21 protein-coding genes and 1 tRNA gene are annotated in these 19,702 nt (G+C 62.5%); 10 read left to right on the forward strand and 12 right to left on the reverse strand.

Annotated features, from left to right (window positions below):
- Positions 1 to 64 precede the first annotated feature (64 nt).
- The 4 genes from EJ079_RS06000 (at position 65) to msrB (ending at position 2,827) form a co-directional block, all read left to right on the forward strand.
- Positions 65 to 604, forward strand: a complete 540-nt coding sequence (locus EJ079_RS06000; protein WP_127267227.1) for a sigma-70 family RNA polymerase sigma factor — start codon at positions 65 to 67, stop codon at positions 602 to 604.
- Positions 601 to 1,329: an anti-sigma factor gene (locus EJ079_RS06005; protein WP_127808374.1), complete on the forward strand. Its 729-nt coding sequence runs from the start codon at positions 601 to 603 to the stop codon at positions 1,327 to 1,329. The genes EJ079_RS06000 and EJ079_RS06005 overlap by 4 nt, the downstream gene beginning before the upstream one ends.
- Positions 1,330 to 1,553: 224 nt before the next feature.
- Entirely contained in the window at positions 1,554 to 2,111 is a 558-nt protein-coding gene (locus EJ079_RS06010; protein WP_027040113.1) for a fasciclin domain-containing protein, read from the forward strand.
- Between the two features lie 212 nt (positions 2,112 to 2,323).
- Positions 2,324 to 2,827 carry a peptide-methionine (R)-S-oxide reductase MsrB gene (gene msrB, locus EJ079_RS06015; protein ID WP_127808375.1) on the forward strand — a complete coding sequence of 168 codons (504 nt, stop codon included), beginning with the start codon at positions 2,324 to 2,326 and terminating at the stop codon, positions 2,825 to 2,827.
- A gap of 200 nt (positions 2,828 to 3,027) precedes the next feature.
- Here the strand turns inward: msrB and EJ079_RS06020 are convergent, their stop codons facing one another.
- Both EJ079_RS06020 and EJ079_RS06025 read right to left on the reverse strand, forming a co-directional pair.
- Positions 3,028 to 4,626: a DHA2 family efflux MFS transporter permease subunit gene (locus EJ079_RS06020; protein WP_127808376.1), complete on the reverse strand. Its 1,599-nt coding sequence runs from the start codon at positions 4,624 to 4,626 to the stop codon at positions 3,028 to 3,030.
- A gap of 22 nt (positions 4,627 to 4,648) precedes the next feature.
- Positions 4,649 to 5,848: an HlyD family secretion protein gene (locus EJ079_RS06025; RefSeq protein ID WP_127808377.1), complete on the reverse strand. Its 1,200-nt coding sequence runs from the start codon at positions 5,846 to 5,848 to the stop codon at positions 4,649 to 4,651.
- A 132-nt stretch (positions 5,849 to 5,980) separates the two neighbouring features.
- Between EJ079_RS06025 and EJ079_RS06030 the strand changes: the two genes are divergently transcribed.
- Positions 5,981 to 6,715, forward strand: a complete 735-nt coding sequence (locus EJ079_RS06030) for a TetR/AcrR family transcriptional regulator (RefSeq protein ID WP_127380942.1) — start codon at positions 5,981 to 5,983, stop codon at positions 6,713 to 6,715.
- 23 nt (positions 6,716 to 6,738) lie between these two features.
- On the opposite strand, the gene yihA is transcribed toward EJ079_RS06030, so the two are convergent.
- The 3 genes from yihA to EJ079_RS06045 all read right to left on the reverse strand — a co-directional run bounded on the left by yihA (position 6,739) and on the right by EJ079_RS06045 (position 8,472).
- A complete protein-coding gene (gene yihA / locus EJ079_RS06035; protein WP_024502094.1) occupies positions 6,739 to 7,398 on the reverse strand; it encodes a ribosome biogenesis GTP-binding protein YihA/YsxC in 660 nt (219 codons plus the stop codon).
- Positions 7,395 to 8,033, reverse strand: coding sequence for a CatB-related O-acetyltransferase (locus tag EJ079_RS06040; protein WP_164873738.1), 639 nt, complete (start codon positions 8,031 to 8,033; stop codon positions 7,395 to 7,397). The genes yihA and EJ079_RS06040 overlap by 4 nt, the downstream gene beginning before the upstream one ends.
- A 124-nt stretch (positions 8,034 to 8,157) precedes the next feature.
- Complete coding sequence (locus EJ079_RS06045; protein WP_127318876.1) at positions 8,158 to 8,472, reverse strand: hypothetical protein; 315 nt, start codon at positions 8,470 to 8,472, stop codon at positions 8,158 to 8,160.
- Between the two features lie 179 nt (positions 8,473 to 8,651).
- Between EJ079_RS06045 and EJ079_RS06050 the strand changes: the two genes are divergently transcribed.
- Genes EJ079_RS06050 through EJ079_RS06060 form a run of 3 tightly spaced genes read left to right on the forward strand, consistent with a single transcriptional unit; the run spans position 8,652 to position 11,939 of the window.
- Positions 8,652 to 9,116, forward strand: coding sequence for a MarR family transcriptional regulator (locus EJ079_RS06050; protein ID WP_127808379.1), 465 nt, complete (start codon positions 8,652 to 8,654; stop codon positions 9,114 to 9,116).
- Positions 9,109 to 10,401 carry an HlyD family secretion protein gene (locus tag EJ079_RS06055; protein ID WP_127808380.1) on the forward strand — a complete coding sequence of 431 codons (1,293 nt, stop codon included), beginning with the start codon at positions 9,109 to 9,111 and terminating at the stop codon, positions 10,399 to 10,401. Before EJ079_RS06050 ends, EJ079_RS06055 begins: the two co-directional genes overlap by 8 nt.
- On the forward strand, positions 10,398 to 11,939 hold the full coding sequence (locus EJ079_RS06060) for a DHA2 family efflux MFS transporter permease subunit (protein ID WP_127808381.1): 1,542 nt from the start codon (positions 10,398 to 10,400) through the stop codon (positions 11,937 to 11,939). Before EJ079_RS06055 ends, EJ079_RS06060 begins: the two co-directional genes overlap by 4 nt.
- 108 nt (positions 11,940 to 12,047) lie before the next feature.
- Here EJ079_RS06060 and EJ079_RS06065 read toward each other — a convergent pair whose 3' ends face one another.
- From EJ079_RS06065 to rpmH, 5 genes are all read right to left on the reverse strand, one after another.
- The gene (locus tag EJ079_RS06065; protein WP_127271419.1) at positions 12,048 to 12,605 is read right to left on the reverse strand and encodes a hypothetical protein; all 558 of its coding nucleotides are present in this window, start codon (positions 12,603 to 12,605) and stop codon (positions 12,048 to 12,050) included.
- A gap of 366 nt (positions 12,606 to 12,971) precedes the next feature.
- Positions 12,972 to 13,532: a fasciclin domain-containing protein gene (locus EJ079_RS06070; RefSeq protein WP_127271417.1), complete on the reverse strand. Its 561-nt coding sequence runs from the start codon at positions 13,530 to 13,532 to the stop codon at positions 12,972 to 12,974.
- 177 nt (positions 13,533 to 13,709) lie between these two features.
- Positions 13,710 to 15,521, reverse strand: coding sequence for a membrane protein insertase YidC (yidC, locus tag EJ079_RS06075; protein ID WP_127808382.1), 1,812 nt, complete (start codon positions 15,519 to 15,521; stop codon positions 13,710 to 13,712).
- Between the two features lie 14 nt (positions 15,522 to 15,535).
- Positions 15,536 to 15,889: a ribonuclease P protein component gene (gene rnpA, locus EJ079_RS06080; protein WP_027040126.1), complete on the reverse strand. Its 354-nt coding sequence runs from the start codon at positions 15,887 to 15,889 to the stop codon at positions 15,536 to 15,538.
- Positions 15,890 to 15,905: 16 nt separating this feature from the next.
- Positions 15,906 to 16,040, reverse strand: coding sequence for a 50S ribosomal protein L34 (rpmH, locus tag EJ079_RS06085; protein ID WP_008833937.1), 135 nt, complete (start codon positions 16,038 to 16,040; stop codon positions 15,906 to 15,908).
- Positions 16,041 to 16,318: 278 nt separating this feature from the next.
- Here rpmH and EJ079_RS06095 point away from each other — a divergent pair, with 278 nt between their 5' ends.
- Both EJ079_RS06095 and EJ079_RS06100 read left to right on the forward strand, forming a co-directional pair.
- On the forward strand, positions 16,319 to 17,821 hold the full coding sequence (locus EJ079_RS06095) for a HAMP domain-containing sensor histidine kinase (RefSeq protein ID WP_127397631.1): 1,503 nt from the start codon (positions 16,319 to 16,321) through the stop codon (positions 17,819 to 17,821).
- A 251-nt stretch (positions 17,822 to 18,072) separates the two neighbouring features.
- Positions 18,073 to 18,149 (forward strand) — tRNA-Arg (locus EJ079_RS06100).
- Between the two features lie 381 nt (positions 18,150 to 18,530).
- Here the strand turns inward: EJ079_RS06100 and EJ079_RS06105 are convergent.
- Positions 18,531 to 19,271, reverse strand: a complete 741-nt coding sequence (locus EJ079_RS06105; protein WP_174800304.1) for a hypothetical protein — start codon at positions 19,269 to 19,271, stop codon at positions 18,531 to 18,533.
- 142 nt (positions 19,272 to 19,413) lie between these two features.
- Entirely contained in the window at positions 19,414 to 19,680 is a 267-nt protein-coding gene (locus EJ079_RS06110) for a hypothetical protein (protein ID WP_127808383.1), read from the reverse strand.
- Positions 19,681 to 19,702: the final 22 nt, after the last annotated feature.

Genomic DNA, 19,702 nt, shown 5'->3' on the forward strand with positions numbered 1-19,702 from the left:
CCTAGGCGTGCACAAGGTTATTTCCGCCGTTGCAAATACATTGCAATCGCCTAACTTGCCGCAGATGACGCCGCAGGACATCACCAAGCTGATCGTCCGGACTTCGATGAAGGATCGGGCCGCGTTCGATCTGCTTTACCGGCAGACCAGCGCGAAACTTTTTGGCGTCTGTCTTCGTGTATTGAACGACCGGGGAGATGCGGAAGAAGCGCTACAGGAAGTCTTCGTCAAGATATGGACGAAGGCGGATCGTTTTGCCGTCTCCGATCTAAGCCCGATCTCCTGGCTGGTTGCAATTGCGCGCAATCATGCGATCGATCGCATACGAGCGCGGCGCAGGCCTGCCGCCGACATCGATGCCGCGCTCGACGTGGCCGATCCGGCGCCGGGGCCTGAAGCGATGGCGGTGGCGGGCGACGAATCCGAACGTATCCACCATTGTCTCGATGAGTTGGAGAAGGACCGGGCAGCCGCCGTCCGGGGCGCCTATCTCAAGGGCGAGAGCTATGCCGAACTGGCGGAGCGCCATGGCGTGCCGCTGAACACGATGCGGACATGGCTGCGCCGCAGCCTGTTGAAACTCAGAGAATGTCTGGAAAGATGACGCTGGCAGAAGACACCGGACCGGAACGTGGAGGCGACGACCTGCTCGCCGCCGAATACGTTCTCGGCGTGCTCGATGCCGACGAACGCCAGATCGTCGCCCGCCGCATCGATGCGGATACGGTTTTTGCTCGTCTTGTCGAGGGATGGGAGGTCCGTCTCTCACCGCTGGCCGCCGCCTACCCGGAAATCGAGCCGCCGGTTTCGGTGAAGACCGCGGTCGACCGCCGGCTGTTCGCGAACGCTGCCGCCGTGACCACGCCCGCCGAATCGCGCGGCGGCCTGTGGTCCAGCCTCGCTTTCTGGCGCGGCCTTGCCGCGGCTGCGGTTGCGGCACTGGCGATTTACATTGCCGTGCCAGTCCTCAACCGGCCGGTCGAGGAGCCGCAGGCGCGCCTCGTCGCTTCGCTGGCCGCCGAAGGCAGCGACGTCAGATATCTTGCCGTCTACGACGCCGCGCATCACGAAGTCGGCCTGTCGCATGTCTCCGGTGAGCGTGCTTCCGGCAAGGACTTCGAGCTGTGGATGATCGAGGGCAAGAACCCGCCGGTCTCGATGGGCGTCATTCCGACCGGTGCTACGGCACATATCGTCGTCTCACCGGCGGCCCAGCAGAAGCTTGCCCAGGGCGCGGTGCTTGCCGTCAGCCTCGAGCCGTCAGGCGGTTCGCCGACCGGACAGCCGACCGGACCGGTGGTCGCCGCCGGCGACCTGAAGAGCATCTGACCGGCTCTTGGCGTCGCCAGACTCAAAATAGAGTACCTGAAGTGTATCTCCCACCTTCCACGTCCGTAGACAGCATGGTAGCCGGCAAGCCGTTGCGTGGCAAAATCTCTTCGGCATCCCGGGCAAAATAAAAAATAAGAATATTTCTGAAACTCCCGCACTTCTGTTCCGTATCTCCTCGCGTCCCCAAAAATGGGAAGAGAAAACCCGAGGAGTTTGACATCATGCGCAGATACGCCACCCTTTTGCTCGCCGGTACGATCGCCGTTTCGGCCCTTGCCACCGCCGCCTATGCCGAAAACCCGATGGTTGGCGGCGCCGCGATGTATGCTAACAAAAACATCGTCGAGAACGCCGTGAACTCGAAGGACCACACCACGCTGGTCGCCGCCGTGAAGGCCGCCGGCCTTGTCGAAACGCTGCAGGGCGCCGGTCCGTTCACCGTGTTCGCTCCGACCAACGAAGCCTTCGCGGCTCTTCCGGCCGGGACGGTCGAGACGCTGCTCAAGCCTGAAAACAAGGACAAGCTCACCAAGATCCTGACCTGCCATGTCATCGGCGCCAAGGCGATGGGGGCGGATGTCGCCGCGATGGCCAAGGCTGACGGCGGCGCCCACAAGGTCAAGACGGTCGGCGGCTGCGAGCTGTCGCTCAAGGCCGACGGCGGCAAGGTCACCGTCACCGACGAGAACGGCAATGTCGCCAATGTGACGATCGCCGATGTCGAACAGTCCAATGGCGTCATCCACGTCATCGACAAGGTTCTTTTGCCGAAGATGTAACAAGGGGATTGCTGCCGGCGAACTGGCAGCAAGGGCCCTCCGTCGATTGCACGATCCCGCTCCCGTGATCCGCAATTGACCCGCGCACTCCGCGCCGCCCATATTCGGATGTGGGAGGGCGCGGAGTGTTCGTTCGAGGGGGCTACCGTCACCGGCTTTTGATTTCCGCGCGGCGGTATAGTTTGGCAAAAGGACATCAGGAGGAACCGGTCATGAACCGTCGCGACTTTCTTTTGAGCGGTGCCGCCGCCATCGGCGTCGTCGGGGCCGCAGCAACGATGCTGCGCATGGGCGATCCGCAGGCAGCACAGGCCGCCGAAAAATTCGAAGTCACCAAGACCGACGCCGAGTGGAAAGCCATCCTGTCGCCGGCCGCCTTCGACGTGCTGCGCAAGGAAGGCACGGAGTATCCCGGCACCAGCCCGCTGCTCAACGAACACCGTAAGGGCATCTTCGCCTGTGCCGGCTGCGACCTGCCGGTCTATTCGTCGGAGACGAAATTCGATTCCGGCACCGGGTGGCCGAGCTTCTGGCAAGAGATCCCCAAGGCTATCGGCACGACCGTGGACCGCTCGCTCGGCATGACGCGCACCGAGGCGCATTGCCGCCGCTGCGGCGGCCATCTCGGCCACGTCTTCGACGACGGTCCGGCGCCGACCGGCCTGCGCCACTGCATCAACGGCGTCGCGCTGACCTTCGAGCCCACCACAGCCTGACAAATTCCAACTGGATATGAAAAACTCCGGGCTTGCGGCCCGGAGTTTTTTGCGCGGTCAGAGCTTTTTCGGGCGTGGACTGGAGGAGCTTCCCGAAACAGCTGCCCACGTATCTCTGTCTTGTCGCAATTCCTAAGGGAAAGCGCTGCGCGCTTTTCCCGGGAAAACCGCCTTACACTTTTCCTGGAATTGCTCCGGTATCAGTGGCCGCCGCCACCACCTCCACCCGCCGCCGCGGCCGGCTTGCGGATCAACATGGTGAACAGGCCAAGCGTCGCAAACAGCACCGTCAGCATGAAGAACACATCCATGAAGGACAGCAGCGCCGCCTGCTGCTGGACCATGCCCGACAGCTTGGAGATGGCGGCACTTGTCGCGTCCAGGCCGGGGGTTTGCTCGAAATTGAGCGTCATGTTCTGCAGCTTGGTCTGCGCGGCTTCACTGCCCCATTGCACATGCTCGGAGAGCCTTGCGTAGTGGAAGGCATTGCGGTCGATCAGCACGGTGTTGATCAGTGCGAGGCCAACCGCACCGCCAAGGTTGCGGGTGAGATTGAACAGGCCGGACGCATTCTTCAGCCGCTCGGGCGGCAAGGTGCCGAGCGCGATGTTGTTGATCGGCACCATGCACAGCATCATCGAACAGCCGCGCAGGATCTGCGGGATGAGCAACTCGTAGAAATCCCAGTCGGCGGTCAGATGCGTCATCCACCAGGTGCCGGTGGCGAAGCCGAAGAAGCCGATCATCATCATCAGCCGCGGGTCCATCTTGTTCGACAGGATGCCCGAGATCGGCGCGGTGAAGAACATGGCCAGGCCGCTGACGAACAGCGCCTCGCCGATCATCATCGAATCGTAGCCACGGATGCGCCCGAGATACACCGGGTAGAGATAGGTCAGGCCGTAAAGGCCGATGCCGATGACGAAGGAGAACAGCGAGCCGAAGGCGAAGTTGATGTTGGTGAAGGCCTTCAGGTCGACGATCGGCTCCTCGGCGGTGAACACCCGCCAGAAGAACAGCACCGCGCCGATGGTCATGACGATGGCGCAGATGAAGACGCCCTGGTCCTGCAGCCAGTCATTGTTGGGGCCTTCCTCGAGCACATATTCCATGCAGCCCAGGAAAGCCGCCATGCCGGCGAGGCCCCACCAGTCGAACTTGCTGAACAGCTTGAGGTTGGGCTTGTCGAAGTCGATCAGCGTCCAGGCCGCCGCTGTCACCAGGATGCCGGGCACGACATTGACCAGGAACAGCCAGTGCCAGGACATGGCATGGCTGATATAGCCGCCGACAGTCGGGCCGATGGTCGGCGCCAACGTCGCCACCAGGCCGATCATCGGCGAGACGAAGGCGCGGCGCGAGGGCGGGAAGATGGTGAAGGCAGCGGCGAAGACGCTCGGTATCATGCCGCCGCCGATGAAGCCCTGGACGGCGCGGTAGACAATCATCTGGTCGATGTTGGTGGCAGTCGCCGCCAGCGCACTGGCCGCGGTGAAGCCCGCCGCCGAGATCGTGAACAGCACGCGCGTCGACAGCATCCGGCTGAGGAAGCCCGACAGCGGGATCATCACCACTTCGGCGATCAGATAGGCGGTCTGCACCCACGGGATTTCGTCGGAGCTGGCGCTCAGGCCGGCCTGGATTTCCGACAGCGAGGCGGAGACGATCTGAATGTCCAGGATGGCCATGAACATGCCGAACACCATCGCCAGGAAAGCGATGACGCGCCGCGTCGAAATGGTGTCAGGCACAGCCGGCCTCGCCGGCGGTGCTCCTGCTGTCAGGGTTGCGGTTGCCATGGCATTGCTCCCCGGCAGCCGCTCAGTTCGACGCTGCCGCTGATGCCGACCCGGATGGGGCGGTACGGCTGTCGACGGCGACGATGACGCTCAGGCCGGCGCGCAGTTTGCCGCTCTTCAGGACATCTGCCGGCACATCGATACGGACCGGAACGCGCTGCACGACCTTGGTGAAGTTGCCGGTGGCGTTTTCGGGCGGCAGCAGCGAGAACACGGCACCCGAAGCCGGCGCCAGCGACGAGACGGTTCCCTCGAAGTCCTGGCCGTCGGTCGCATCGACCGAGATCTTCACCTTCTCTCCGGGCACCAGCCGGGCAAGCTGCGTCTCCTTGAAGTTGGCGACGATGTAGAGCTTGTCCATCGGCACGATGACGGCGAGCTTCTGGCCGGGGCTGACAAGGTCGCCCTGTTCGACCGAGCGGTTGCCGACGATGCCGTCATAAGGCGCCTTGAGCACGGTGAAGGAAAGATCGCGCAGCGCCTTGTCATGGCTGAGCTGCAGGGACGCCAGCGTGCTCGCCGATTCCGCGCGTTGCGCCTGCAGCACGCCGATATTGGCCTGCGCGGCGGCGATCGTCGCGTCGGCGCCGACAAGGGCGGCATCGGCCTGCTGGACCGCCGTCTGGGCGTCGTCCAGCTGCGCCTGCGTGCCGACATGGGTCTTGAGCAGTTGCGAGGCGCGCGCCGCGACCTTGGCCGCATTGTCGGCGGCGGCCTGATCGGCGACCTTCTGCGCCTGCGCCTGCTGCAGCGAGGCGCGCGCTGCTTCAGTCTGGGCGTCGATACGGTCGAGCGTCTTGCTCAAGGTGGCGATCTGCGCCTCGGCCTGGGCGACGGCAATCTTGTAATCGCCGTCATCGACGACGAGCAGCGGATCGCCGGCCTTGACCTGCTGGTTCTCGCTGACCTTGACCTGATCGACATAGCCGGAAATCTTGGGCGAGATGAACGCCATGTCGGCCTGGACATAGGCATCGTCCGTGGAGATCATGAAGCGGCCCGTTGTCCAGTAGTCATAACCATACCAGGCGCCGGCGCCCAGCAAAGCGGCGCCGATGACCGGCAGCAGGAAGGAACGCACCGAACGCTTCTTCTTGGCCGGAGCCTCTGCCGGTGGCGACGAGACAGGCTGGACAGGCACTTCCGGGGCTTCCGTCGCCGGCGCAACCTTGGCGTTGGGAAAGGGACGGACTTCGGCAGTGGTCGGCGCGTTCGAGGACATGACATCTCTCTAAAGTTATAATATAATACTGAACCGTTCGGTTCGATCCGGCCGTTGACATAGCGCGTAAAGAGGACCATATCAAGGGCAATCGAACCGCTTGGTTCGAATTATTTTCGAGGTGTGACTTTCATGGCCGAGACCCCGCCCAATGTTGAAAACGAGTCGTGCGACGACCTGTTGGAAAGCTTGCGTCGTGGCCGCCCGGCCGCGGGGCAGGATCCGGTCAAGCGCAGCCAGATCATCGACGGCGCCCGTCGTGTCTTCATCGACAAGGGCTTCGAAGCCGCCTCGATGAACGACATCACCCGCGAGGCCGGTGTCTCCAAGGGTACGATCTACGTCTATTTCGCCAACAAGGAAGAGCTGTTCGAAGCGCTGATCGAGGAAGAGCGCGGCACCATCTTCAAGAACATGTATGACGTGCTGGACAATGCCGACAACCTGCGCGAGACGCTGGTGAAGTTCGGCAAGGTGCTGGCCCTCAAGATCACGTCGGCCAAGGTGATCCAGGCGCAGCGCACGGTGATCGGTGCATCCGACCGGATACCCGACATGGGCGCGCGGTTTTACGAGCGCGGTCCCAAGCGTGGCCACGACAAGGTCGCGGCCTTTCTCAATGCCGCCATCGAGCGCGACCTGCTGCGCATCGACGATGTCGATCTTGCCGCCTATCAGTTCACCGAACTGTGCCTGGCCGGTCTGTTCCGCCAGTGCATCTTCGCCTACCGCACCAAAGCCCCGAGCCAGGACGAGATCGACCGCATCGTCAGGTCAGGCGTCAGCATGTTCCTCAAGGCATACGGCACCGAAAGGCTTGTGGCGGAAGAAGGCCACCAGACGATTGCTATCGAGGCCAAGCCGTAGGCCATGCTCTAAGCTGTGGATGCTTAGCCGCCATTGGCGGCAAGCACGATGGCCGCCTGCAATTCCTGGAGGCCCTCGGCTTTTTCCGAAGACGTCGCCAGAACGAACGGGAACGCCGCCGGCCGCTTCTTGATCTTTGCCAGCGTCTCCTCGATCAGCCTCGGCACGCCGGCAGTCTTGATCTTGTCGGTCTTGGTCAGCACGATCTGGTAGGACACCGCCGCCTTGTCGAGCAGCGACAGCACTTCGTCGTCCTTGGCCTTGATGCCGTGGCGGGCGTCGATCAGCACATAGACGCGCTTCAGCGTGACGCGGCCCTTGAGATAGTCGAAGACCAGCTTGGTCCACTCGTCGACCTTCTCCTTCGGCGCGGTGGCATAGCCATAGCCGGGCATGTCGACCAGCGCCAAGGGCGGCAGGTCGGCGCCCTCACCCGAAAATCCGTCCGGCACGAAATAGTTGAGCTCCTGCGTGCGCCCCGGCGTGTTGGAGGTGCGCGCCAGCCCCTTCTGGTTGACCAGCGCGTTGATCAGCGACGACTTGCCGACATTCGAGCGGCCGGCAAAGGCGATTTCCGGCGGCCCTTCAGGCGGCAGGAATTTCATGGCCGGCACGCCGCGGATGAAGATCCACCCTCGCGTAAACAGTTCGGTGCCGATTATGCTGCTGTTCAGAGCGTTCAAGCTGCTGCCTCCAGAAGAGAGATATCGGCGCCCCGGATAGCATCGAGGTTGCGACTGACCTTGTCCACCGGCCAGTCCCACCACGCCACCGCCAGCAGCCGCCTGATTGTCCGGTCGTCGAAACGCATCTTCACCACCTTGGCCGCATTGCCGGCGACGATCGCATAGGGCGGCACGTCGTGCGTCACCACCGATTTCGCGGCGATGATGGCGCCGTGGCCGATTTCCACCCCGGGCAAGATCACCGCCTCCATGCCGATCCAGACGTCGCTGCCGACAATGGTGTCGCCGCGCACTTCCTTCGACCACGTCGCCGGGTCAAAACCCTTTTCCCAGCCATGGCCAAAGATATTGAACGGATAGGTCGAAAAGCCGGACATAGCATGGTTGGCGCCGTTCATCATGAAGCGCGCGCCCTCGGCGATGGCGCAGAACCGACCGATGATCAGCTTGTCGCCGATGAAGGGATAGTGGTGCAGGACGCATTTTTCGGCGAATTTGTCGGGGCCGTCCGGATCGTCATAGTAGGTGAAGTCGCCGATCTCGATGTTCGGCGCATTCACCAGCCCCTTGAGGAAGCCGACGCGGGTATGCATCGGGATCGGGTGCTTGATGTCTGGGTTGGGTCCGTCCATGTCGAAATCCGTCAGAGAAATGGCAGCCAGGCACATCCGAAACTCGAATGCGCCCGTTCAAAATAGCGTGATCCGCCCTATAGCACCAATCGGGCGACGAGCGAGCTTTCCTTGACGGCCTTGCTCATTTGCCGCCGCGACAGATCACGATCGGATCGGACATTGCGCTGTCGAAACCGCTGCCCTGATAGACGGTGACGTTCGCCGCGCCGGGCGGCAGCATGAAGCTGCCTTCGACGATTTTCTGGTCTCCGGCCGGCATGTGGAGAGCCCAGCTATAGGTGCAAAACTGAGGCGGCGCCTGGGGTTCGACGTGGCTGCAGTTCAATTGCGCGCCACCCAGCATCGCGGCGCCGCCGCAGCTGACGGCGTCCTTTGCGAGCGCAAGGCCCGGCCATCCCGCGATGGCCGCCACGGTCACGATCTTCAGCCAATTCATCGTCCTATCCTTGCCCGGCAACAGCCTGCTACCTGAGCCTTTTTATGGTGTCGCAGCACATGCGTCATTTTTTCCAGGCGGGCTTAGTCCGTCTTGCGCACCGCGTCCAGCGGGATTATGTGCATGATGATAATAAGCATGCTCACTAAAAGTTGCGCCTTAGAACCTCAGTACCTTCCATGCCATCGTCACCCAACATCAGCTTCGTGCTGCACGATGTCGCGCGCCTGCTTCGAAAGCGGTTCGAGCAGAGGTCGTGGGCATCGGGGCTGACCCGCGCCCAGTGGCAGGTGCTCGCCTATCTCTGCCTGCATGAGGGCATCCACCAGAACAAACTGGCCGATCTTATCGAGATCACGCCGATCACGCTCGCCCGGCTGCTCGATAAGATGGAGGCACGCGGCTTCATCGAGCGCCGGCCCAATCCCGCTGACCGCCGGGCATGGCTGCTCTACCTGAAGCCGCAAGCTTATCCGCTCATTGAAGCCATGCGCACCAATGGGCAGAAGACGCGGGACGAGGCCTTTGTCGGTCTTTCCGCGGATGCCCAGCTGCATCTGCTGCAAACCCTATCCCTCATCAAATCCAATCTGCTCGCGGCTTGCACCCAGCCTGCCGCCGACCGGGAGAAAACACATGGCTGAATCAACCTCACCAAAGAAGCCTGTCGAAGAAGACGGATCCTCCGCCGGCCGGGCGCACGACCAGATCATCCGACTGGACAGCGAACGCGAACAAAGGCGAGCCGGCACCCTCATCGGCAATGACGAACTCGAAGCACCGGTCGCCCTGGAGCCGGCCGCGCTCGAGGCGCCGTCCAAGGAGCCACGGCAGGCCGGGGTTGCGGTGGCGCCGCCGGCGCCGGTCAAGCCCAAGCGCGGCCGGGCACGGCCGATCCTGTTTGCCCTGCTTCCGGTCGCGCTGGTCGTCGGCGGCTATTACTACGTCATCGGCGGCCAGGTCATGACGACCGACAACGCCTACATCCAGGCGCAGTCGCTCGGCGTTTCCACCGATGTCTCCGGCACTGTGTCCGAGATCGACGTGCACGAGAACGAGGCGGTGAAGAAGGACCAGGTGCTTTTCCGGCTGCGGCCGGCCTCTTTCGAAACCGCTCTTGCCGCCGCCCAGGCGCAGCTCGGCACTGTGCGCAACCAGGTGCTGACCTTGCAGGCGAGCTACCAGCAGTCGCAGGCGCTGATCGAGCAGGCGCAGGCCGACATCCCCTATTACGAGGCCGCTTTCCAGCGCCAGCAGGATCTGCTCAAGACCTCCACCTCCTCCAAGGCGACCTTCGACAGCGCCCAGCACGACCTCGTCGCCGCCCGCCAGAAAGTGTCCGTTGCCCAGGCGCAGGCACAGGCGACGCTTGCCCAGCTTGGCGGCGACGCCAGCCAGCCGGTGGAGAAGAATCCGTTCTACCTCCAGGCGCAGTCGGCGGTGGACGACGCCCAGCGCAATCTTGCCGATTCCATCGTCAAGGCGCCGTTCGACGGCATAGTCACCAATGTCGACGCGCTTCAGGTCGGCAAGTACCTGCCGGCTTCGCAGCCGGCCTTCAGCCTGATTTCGGCGACCGATCTGTGGATCGCGGCGGAGCCGAAGGAAACCGAACTGACTTATGTGCGGCCGGGACAGACGGCGACGATCAGCGTCGACAGCTATCCCGGCACCGTCTGGCACGGCACGGTCGCCTCGATCAGCCCGGCGTCGTCGTCGAGCTTCTCCTTGCTTCCGGCGCAGAACACCACCGGCAACTGGGTCAAGGTCGTGCAACGCATTCCGATGCGCGTGACGGTCGACGATCTCCAGGGCAAGCCGCCGTTGCGTGGCGGGATGAGCGTCGTGGTCGGCATCGACACCGGTCATGCGCGCGGCTTGCCGGACTTCGTGACGGACCTCCTCGGCCGGTTCGGACAAAAGTCATGAGCAGCGCGTCCGCGACAGGTGGCGTGGTCGCCAACCGCGGCGCCATCACCGCCTGCGTGATCCTGGCCGTGATCATGCAGGCGCTGGACACGACCATCGCCAATGTGGCGCTGCCCTATATCCAGGGCAGCGTTTCGGCGAGCGCCGACCAGATAAACTGGGTGCTGACGTCCTATATCGTCGCGGCGGCCGTCATGACTCCGCCTTCGGGCTATCTTGCCAATCGTTTCGGCCGCAAGCGCATCCTTTTGATATCCATCACCGGCTTCGTCGTCGCGTCGGTGCTGTGCGGCTTCGCGCAGTCGCTGCCGCAGATCGTCGGCTTCCGCCTGCTGCAAGGTCTGTTCGGCGCGGCCCTGGTGCCGCTGGCGCAGAGCATCCTGCTCGACATCTACAGCGTCGAGGAGCGCGGCTCGGCGATGGCGTTGTTCGGCGTTTCGGTGATGGTCGGGCCGGTGCTCGGGCCGGTCATCGGCGGCTGGCTCACCGAAAACGTCAGCTGGCGTTGGGTGTTCTACATCAATGTCCCGATCGGGGCCCTGGCTTTCGCCGGCGTCTCGATGTTCGTCCAGGAAACCAAGACGGACCTCAAGGCCAGGCTGGACTGGCTGGGCTTCGGCATGCTCAGCGTCACCATCGCATCGCTGCAGATGTTCCTCGATCGCGGCGAGCAGCTCAACTGGTTCTCGTCGTCCGAGATCATCGTCGAGGCGCTGATCTGCGCGTCGGCCTTCTACATCTTCCTCGTCCACACCTTCACCGCCAAAAACACCTTCGTGAACCCGCGGCTGTTCCTCGACAGGAATTTCGCCGTCGGCATGATCTTCATCTTCATCATCGGCATCACCTATCTGGCCTCGCTGGCCCTGATGACGCCGTATCTGCAGACGCTGATGGGCTATCCGGTGGTGACGGCCGGCATCGTCATGGGGCCGCGCGGTCTCGGCACCATGGCTTGCATGTTCCTGGTCGGCAGGCTGATCGGCAAGGTGGACACGCGCTGGCTGCTGTTGACCGGCCTGCTGGTCACCGCCTGGGCGATGTACGACATGACCGGCTGGACCCCTGATGTATCGCAATGGACGATCATCAGCACCGGCTTCATCCAGGGCGCGGGACTGGGCTTCCTGTTCGTGCCGCTGACCACCATCACCTTCGCCACGCTGGCGCCGGAGCGGCGCGCGGAAGGCACAGGCCTTTACAATCTGTCGCGGAACATCGGCTCCAGCGTCGGCATATCCGTCGTCACCGCGCTGTTGACGGAGAACGTGCAGATCAACCACGCCAACATCGCCACCTATGTGACGCCCTACAACCAGGCTTTCAGCAATCCGGCCATCTTCCAGGCGATGGATCCCTACAGCGCCGCGGGCCGCGCCGCGCTCGACGGCGTGGTGACGCTGCAGGCGACAATCATCAGTTATATGAACGACTTCAAGCTGATGATGATCCTGTCGCTTGCCGCCATTCCGCTGGTTCTGTTGCTGCGCAAGCCGGCCACTCCGGCCAAGATCGACCACAGCGCCGTGATGGAGTGATGTTTTGGTCGAGGGCCTTTTGTTGAAGCAAGTTTCGAATGCGTCACTGTCGACAAAATGGAAATACAACGTATGGCGACGTCGTCGGCTGTCCCGTTGCACGTGATGCTAGGTTGCCCAAGTATCCAGCTGATTGAGGACGGCAATCGCCGGATACGATTTCCTGCCGGGATAACTTTGGCGGTAGTAGGCATTCCAATAGCTTGTCGCCTTAGCGCGTATTGCACGCATTACCTGCCGGTTCTGCCGGACGAAACTGGCGTAAGCTGTCTGATCGAAATACGGCATCGCCAAATGGATATCGTCGAGAATTTCGACGACGTACTCGCCTAAGAGAAGAACGATGAATGGAATCGTCCAAGGCTCGTTCAGCGGAAGGATAATTTTGGCTGATTTTTGCCTCAGATAACCGTCTGTCGAACGTGTCAGCAAGCACTGCGACCCCGGCGAAAAGCTAGCGAAATCGACAGCTACGGTCGGCAGAAAATGCAACCGATAGGGAATGTAGATGCTGATCCCATCAGATGTGAGATGCCTCGAGGTTGTTCGGTAAGTGTCGTCGACGATGGGAGTCAATTCCTCAGCAGCTATATCGCCAAGCGCTCCAACTCCGAAAGCTGACTTTGCGGCATTTGGGAAAGGCTTGCGTTGGGTAAACCAATCCACGTCGTGTTCCTAACAAGGCTACGAAATCGATATGCAGTCAGTATGTCACATCTGCGGGCGCTAGGTGAGCGTTGTCTCTCTACCCCTCAACCGCGTTGGCAGTCGCATCGCGACGCCACATTCCGGTGCGCGGCGGTCCGTGCCAGCTTACGGCTAGCCGGCATCTCGGCTACCCGCTCCGTTCAGGTATTTGTTCTCTACGGTCTTCGGTCCATGAACCAAAAGAAACCGGGGTCCTGTGAGGGACAGGACCCCGGCCGATGCCGATACGACTTCCCAAGAAACATGGCACCTCGTCATGAGGTGGGGATGGCAGGCCCGAGAAAGCCCCGACGGACCTGCCTTGCTCCCCTTTGCCGAAAGCCGTTACTTCGGCAACAGCACCTTGTTGACGACATGGATGACGCCGTTCGACTGGTTGACGTCGGCGATCGTCACTCGCGCCTCGCCGCCTGACTCATCCATGATGTAGAGCTTGCCCTTCTTGACTTCAGCGGTCAGCGTGTCACCGGAGACGGTTTTCATCTCGTACTTGCCGCCCATCGCTTTGGCCTTCTTCATCATTTCGGCGCCCGAAATCTTGCCTGCCACGACATGCGCGGTCAGCACCTTGGTGAGCTTGCCCTTGTTCTCCGGCTTCAGCAGCGTGTCGACGGTGCCCTTGGGCAGTTTCGCAAACGCCGCGTTAGTCGGGGCGAAGACTGTGAACGGGCCAGCGCCCTGCAGCGTGTCGACCAGGCCGGCGGCCTTGACCGCGGCGACCAGCGTCGTGTGGTCCTTCGAATTGACGGCGTTCTCGACGATGTTCTTGGTGGTGTACATCGGCGCGCCGCCGACATTCGGGTTTTTGGCATAGGCGGGCGCGGCAATCGCCACGCCGGCGACGAACGCGGAAAGGGCGATGGTCCTGAATGACGGCAAACGCATGTGGTCTTCCTCCGGGTGAGGGCTGATCGGAATTGATAGCCTTTGGAAACGCACAGGCAGTCACGCCGCCGACGGGGCGCAAGTTTCGCCGATCACGGGAACGTGATGCCGGAGCTGCTTAAACGAAAAGCCCCGCGCGAGGCGGGGCTTTGAAGGCTGGAGAAAGCGCTGCGTCTTCTATTCGGCCGGCGACGGTTTCTTTCGGAACAGCGCGACCAGATTGTCCCACAGCTCGATCTTGGCGCCCTGGCGCTTCATGATGATGCCCTGCTGGAGGATCGACAGCGTGTTGTTCCAGGCCCAGTAGATGACCAGGCCGGCCGGGAAACCCGCCATCATGAAGGTGAAGATGACAGGCATCCAGGTGAAGATCGCCGCCTGCGTCGGATCCGGCGGCGTCGGGTTCATGCGCATCTGCAGGAACATGGTGACGCCCATGATCAGCGGCCAGACGCCGATCATCAGCATGTGCGGCAGGGTGACCGGGATCAGGCCGAACAGGTTGAACAGCGACGTCGGATCGGGCGCGGCCAGATCCTGGATCCAGCCGAAGAACGGCGCGTGCCGCATCTCGATGGTGATGTAGAGCACCTTGTAGAGCGAGAAGAAGACCGGGATCTGCAGCGCCACCGGCCAGCAGCCGGCAAGCGGGTTGATCTTCTCGGTCTTGTACAGCTCCATCATCGCCTGCTGCTGCTTCATCTTGTCGTCCGCGTATTTCTCGCGGATCTCGAGCATTTTCGGCTGCACCTTCTTCATGTTCGCCATCGACGCGTAGGACTTGTTGGCGAGCGGATAGAAGATGGCCTTGACGATGACGGTGGTGGCGAGGATGGCCAGGCCGAAATTGCCGAAGAATTTGTAGAGCGTGTCGATCAGCCAGAACATCGGCTTGGTGATGAAGTGGAACCAGCCCCAGTCGATCAGCAGATCGAACCGCTTGATATGACGATCTTCCGCATAGGCGTTGATCTTGCCGACTTCCTTGGCGCCGGCGAAGATTTCGCTCTCCACCGTCGCCGACTGACCGGCATCGACGGTGATCGGATCGGTGAGGAAATCGGACTGATAGCGATGGCGGCCGTCCTCGAAATAGGCGTAGCGCGGCTGGAACGGCTGCTTCTCGGTCGGCACCAGCGTCACCGCCCAGTATTTGTCGGTGATGCCGAGCCATCCGTCGGTCGACTTGCCCGGCGTGAACTGCTTGTCCTTCTCGATGGACGCGTATTTGTGCTCCTGCAGGCCTTCGGTGCCGGTGAAACCGATCAGGCCCTCATGCAGCACATAGGTGCTGGCAACGAGCGGCTTGTCGAAGCGGGTGACGCGGCCGTAATTGGACAGCGATACGGCGGCCGTGCCCGCATTCTGCACTGTGTCGGACACCGTGAACATGTAGTTGGTGTCGACGGAAAAGGTGCGCTTGAAGGTAAGGCCCTTGTCGTTCGAATAGGTCAGCGTGACCGGGGTCGTCGGCGTCAGCGTCGCATTGCCGTCGACGGCCCACACAGTCTCGGGACCGGGCACCGCGCCAGTCTTGTCGTTGCCGACGAAGCCGATCTCGGCATAGTAGCCATTGGGCAGTGCCGCCGGGTTGAGCAGGCTGATCTCGGGCGAATTCTTGTCGACCGTCTCGGTGTAGTGCTTGAGCTTGAGGTCGTCGAGACGGGCGCCGGTCAGGTTGATCGAACCCTCGAGGCTCGGCGTGTCGATCCTGGCGCGGGTCGTCGTGGCGAGTGCCTGTTCGCGGCCGGCCGGCGTCACGGCGTCTGTTCCCGGTGCGTTGGGAATGGCGCCAGGGGCGTCGGGCGTTCCGGTGTCGGTACCGGGATTGGTGCCGGCGGCCTTCTTCTGCTCCTCGACGCGCTGCTGTTCGACGCGGGCGGCCTCGCGTTGCGCTTCGCTGCGCGGCAACACGTAAAAATATTGCCATACCGCCAGGATCAGCACCGACAGCGCGATGGTGATGAAGAAGTTCCGGTTGTTTTCCATCGAAAGCCCTTGGCCTATCGTGTTCCGCGCAGTCGGCGGGAAAGTTCGGCCTTCAACTGGCCGAACGGAGTGGTAAGCACGTCTTCGCGCCCGACGATGACATAGTCATTGCCAGGCGCCATGTCACTTGCCGCATGCGTGCGGACGGCTTCTCGCAACCGCCGCCGGACACGGTTGCGGACAACCGCATTGCCGACCTTCTTGGTGACGGTGTAGCCGACGCGCGGCGACAGGCCGTCGCCGCGGTCGAGAACTTCAACGAGAAAAAGCCGCCCGCGTCGCTTTTCACCACGACGGACGGCCAGGAATTCCGCGCGCTTCAGAAGCCGCTTGGGATTTGGTCCCACTGGCTTGCCGGTTGCGGGCAACGATCTCGTCTTCCGTTCAGGCGCTGAGCCGCTTGCGACCGCGGTTGCGGCGAGCTGCGACGACGCCGCGACCACCCTTGGTGGCCATGCGGGCACGAAAGCCGTGCCGACGTTTGCGGACGAGTTTAGACGGTTGGTAGGTACGCTTCATTTGTTTTAATACCGCGGGGTGCGGCCCTTCTTGATTCTGTCACTGTGTAACAGGAGCTTTGCCGGGCCGGCTTTGGCGCGATCGAAACCGCGCCGGGACGAATGGCCCGAGCGTGTGCGGGCTTATAGAAAGAAGGCTTTTGGAAGTCAATCCGGAGTCGTCGGGCGCAATCCGGCTCCGTTCAGGCCGGTTTATGTTTGCGACCAAGGATGAAATTGGCAAAAAAGCCGTAATCGCCTAATCTGCGTTGATCAAGTGATCGTGAAGACATTAGCCGCATGAGCGAAACCATACAGGCACAGGAAGGGATCGGCACGGCGGCGTCCACCGAGGCGCCAGCCGCCGTGCGCACGGTTCCGCTGTCGCGCGGCCTGTCGACCAAGCTGCTGCTGCTGACCATCGTCTTCGTGCTTTTGGCCGAAGTGCTGATCTTCCTGCCCTGGATCGCGAGCTACCGGCTGAACTGGCTGAAGGAGCGGCTGAGCACGGCGGCGGCGGTGTCGATCGTGCTGGTGCAAGGTGAATCCACCTCGCTGTCGCGCACGGCCCAGAACGACGTGCTGATGGCGATCGGCGCCAAGGCGATCGCGGTGCGCGACGGTGGCGTCTCGCGGCTGCTGGTGGTGGCCGAAATGCCGCCGAAGGTCGACGAGCACATCGATATCGCCTCGATCGGCATGATCAAGGGCATGACCGGTGCGCTCGACACGCTGTTTTTCGGCGGCGACCGGATGCTGCGCGTCTTCGGTCCGGTCGGCGACTCCGACAAGGAGTTCGAACTGATCATGCCCGACAACAGCCTGCGCAATGCGATGCTGCGCTATTCGCGCAACGTCGCCTTCGTCTCGCTGCTGATCTCGCTGTTCACCGCCATGCTGGTCTACGCCGCCATCGACCTGATCATGATCGGGCCGATCCGGACGATGACGCGCTCGATGCTGTCCTTCTCCGAGGCCCCCGACGATCCCGGACGGATCATCCATCCGGCTGCCCGCGCCGACGAGATCGGCGTTGCCGAGCGCGAGCTGTCGCAAATGCAGGAGCGGCTGCAAAAAATGCTCTCCGAGCAGAAGCATCTTGCCGACCTCGGCCTCGCGGTCTCCAAGATCAACCATGACATGCGCAACATCCTGGCCTCGGCGCAGCTGATGTCGGACCGCCTGCGCCAGGTCAAGGATCCGACCGTGCAGGCCTTCGCGCCGAAACTGCTGCGCGCACTCGACCGTGCCGTGTCCTATTCCGAAGGCGTGCTTCACTACGGCCGCACCCAGGAGCCGCCGCCCGCGCGCCGCCGGCTCCGGCTGCGGCAGCTGGTCGAGGATGTGCAAGGCCTGCTCGACATCGAGCAAGGCATCGAGTTCGTCAATTCGGTCGAGCCGGCCTTCGAGGTCGATGCCGATTCCGACCAGCTGTTCAGGGTGCTCACCAATCTGTGCCGAAATTCCGTGCAGGCGATGGCGGCCGACAGCGAAAACGCCCTGGTGCGCCGCCTGGCGGTTTCGGCCGTGCGTCTGGGCAGCGTCAGCCGCATCGCCGTCAGCGACACCGGACCCGGCCTGCCGCCCAAGGCGCGGGAAAACCTGTTCGCGGCGTTTCGCGGCTCGGCGCGCAGCGGCGGCACCGGCCTTGGCCTAGCGATCGCGCACGAACTGATCCGCGCGCATGGCGGCACGGTGGAACTGGTCGAGAGCATTGGCGGGCGCACCACATTCGCCGTCACCATCCCCGACCAGCCGGTCCGGCTCGACCAGGCCCGCAACAGCCTGCGCCGCCCCGCCTGACGGTTTAGAGCGCTGGGTCGCCCGGCCCTCTTGTCTTCTGGCCCGATTCTTCCAATGAGCAGGAACCGGCTCGACTTCGGACCGTTGCCAGGTGCCGGAATCTCCAGCGTTCATCGCCGGCCAAGGCACTTGTGACAAAACTTTTGCCGGATCGGCTTGCTTTTCCGAAATTCAGTCGCTAGGGAACACGTCTCGTCGCGACCGGTCGTTTACGATCGGATTGCGGGGTCATGGAAAGCATGGCCTGTTGCGCGCCCGTAGCTCAGCTGGATAGAGCACCAGACTACGAATCTGGGGGTCAGGAGTTCGAATCTCTTCGGGCGCGCCATTCCATCCAGCTGAAATTGCTTCCTTTCAGGCCTCGCCAATCAACCGCATCGGCATGATCGGGCTGGCGGTCAGCGCTGTCGCTGGGTACACGCATGAGGCACCGGTGTTGATGTTGCCGGCTCCCAACGCAAAACCTAGGGAATGACTGTCCGAAAAAGGCCGTTTTCAACTGCCGCCGATTCCTCGCGTTCTCATACATGCTGATCGGCGGGATGAGGCGCGCTCTCGCTCCGGCCCTCGCCCGCACCTCGAATTTGGTGCGCTTCAACTCCGGAAGAGTCTTCTGATGCTGCAGATGATCCAGCACGGTCTTCTGCGCGACGTTGCCAAACCCCCAAAGGCGCCTGCAAGCAGGGGCCTCTGTCTTCGACATGGGCCGTCACGTTCGATCTCGGTTGCCGGCGGACGATGCCGGCGCGCTCCCGGCTCGCACCTCCTGGAGCAGCAGCAACAGGTCTGCCTTGGCCCAAAGCAGATAGCAGACAAGCAATGTCAGCGGCGCTGCGACGAGCGTCCAGGAAGCGCCCGACCATACCAGTTGCAGGGCACCGCCGCTCCCCACCGCGGCCGAGACCAGCGCCGGCAGACGGCTGGCCAGAACGGCACTCCGGAACGGATTGGGCCAGTTGGCTGGCCAGCCGGGCAACGGCTTGCCGTCCTCGAAGGCGCTGCCGAACTTGCCGAGCGCATGCAGCAAGCCCGAGGTCGCCGCAAGCACAGGTTCGCCGAACAGGAACAGGGCGATGCCGAGTCCGATCGCCCCGACCCCTGACGTCATGTCGCCAAGGCGGTTTAGGGACACGTCTGGGGACGGCTTCCTGGCCCATGCGCGGCAGTAGATCTCGCCGCTCCAGAAGAAGACCAGCGTGGCCAAGGTGAGCGACAGGGCAGCGATGCTGCCAACGAAATAATCGAGGAGCGCGGCATGGCCACTCACGGCGGAACCCGGCGGCACGTCAACGATCTGGACCATGACGCCCGTCGCCAGCCCGAGCCCATTGCCGAGATTGTAATATCCTCCGGGACCTACCATGCGTGAACGGATTGCCGCGGCGAAACGCGACAGGCCTGAAGTGTCGCCCGGCTCTCCGGCGGCATCGGGAAGGTCATGCATGATCATTGATAACGAACCCCGCGATCAGGCAGCGCACGCAGAAGACGTGCTGGATCATCTCGATCCGAGCAGCAGACAGTTGGCCCGCACCTTCGACATATCGATGTTTCGACAAAAGCTGGTGTATGTGGCGCGCGGTGAGACCAGCTTAGATCAGGCCGCGGTCTATCGGGCTTGGTTCGGTGATCGGCTCGGTCGTCATCGTGCTCTCGTCGTCTCCCGCCCTGTTCAGATTGGCGCAGTGCGGGTGAGCGTTGGCGGGGACAATCTCATAACCGGCTGCGATCAACTGGAGACTCATCTCCTCGAAGTGACGCTTCGAGCCGCTGACGATCGATTCAGGCGTGTAGTTCCAGCCGTTGCTGGCAGCATTGGCCAAGATGCTGGCATAGGCATGCATGCTGGCGATTTTCACGTTTGATTCCAGCAACTGTCGG

Source organism: Mesorhizobium sp. M7A.F.Ce.TU.012.03.2.1, from assembly GCF_004006095.1.
GTDB lineage: Bacteria > Pseudomonadota > Alphaproteobacteria > Rhizobiales > Rhizobiaceae > Mesorhizobium.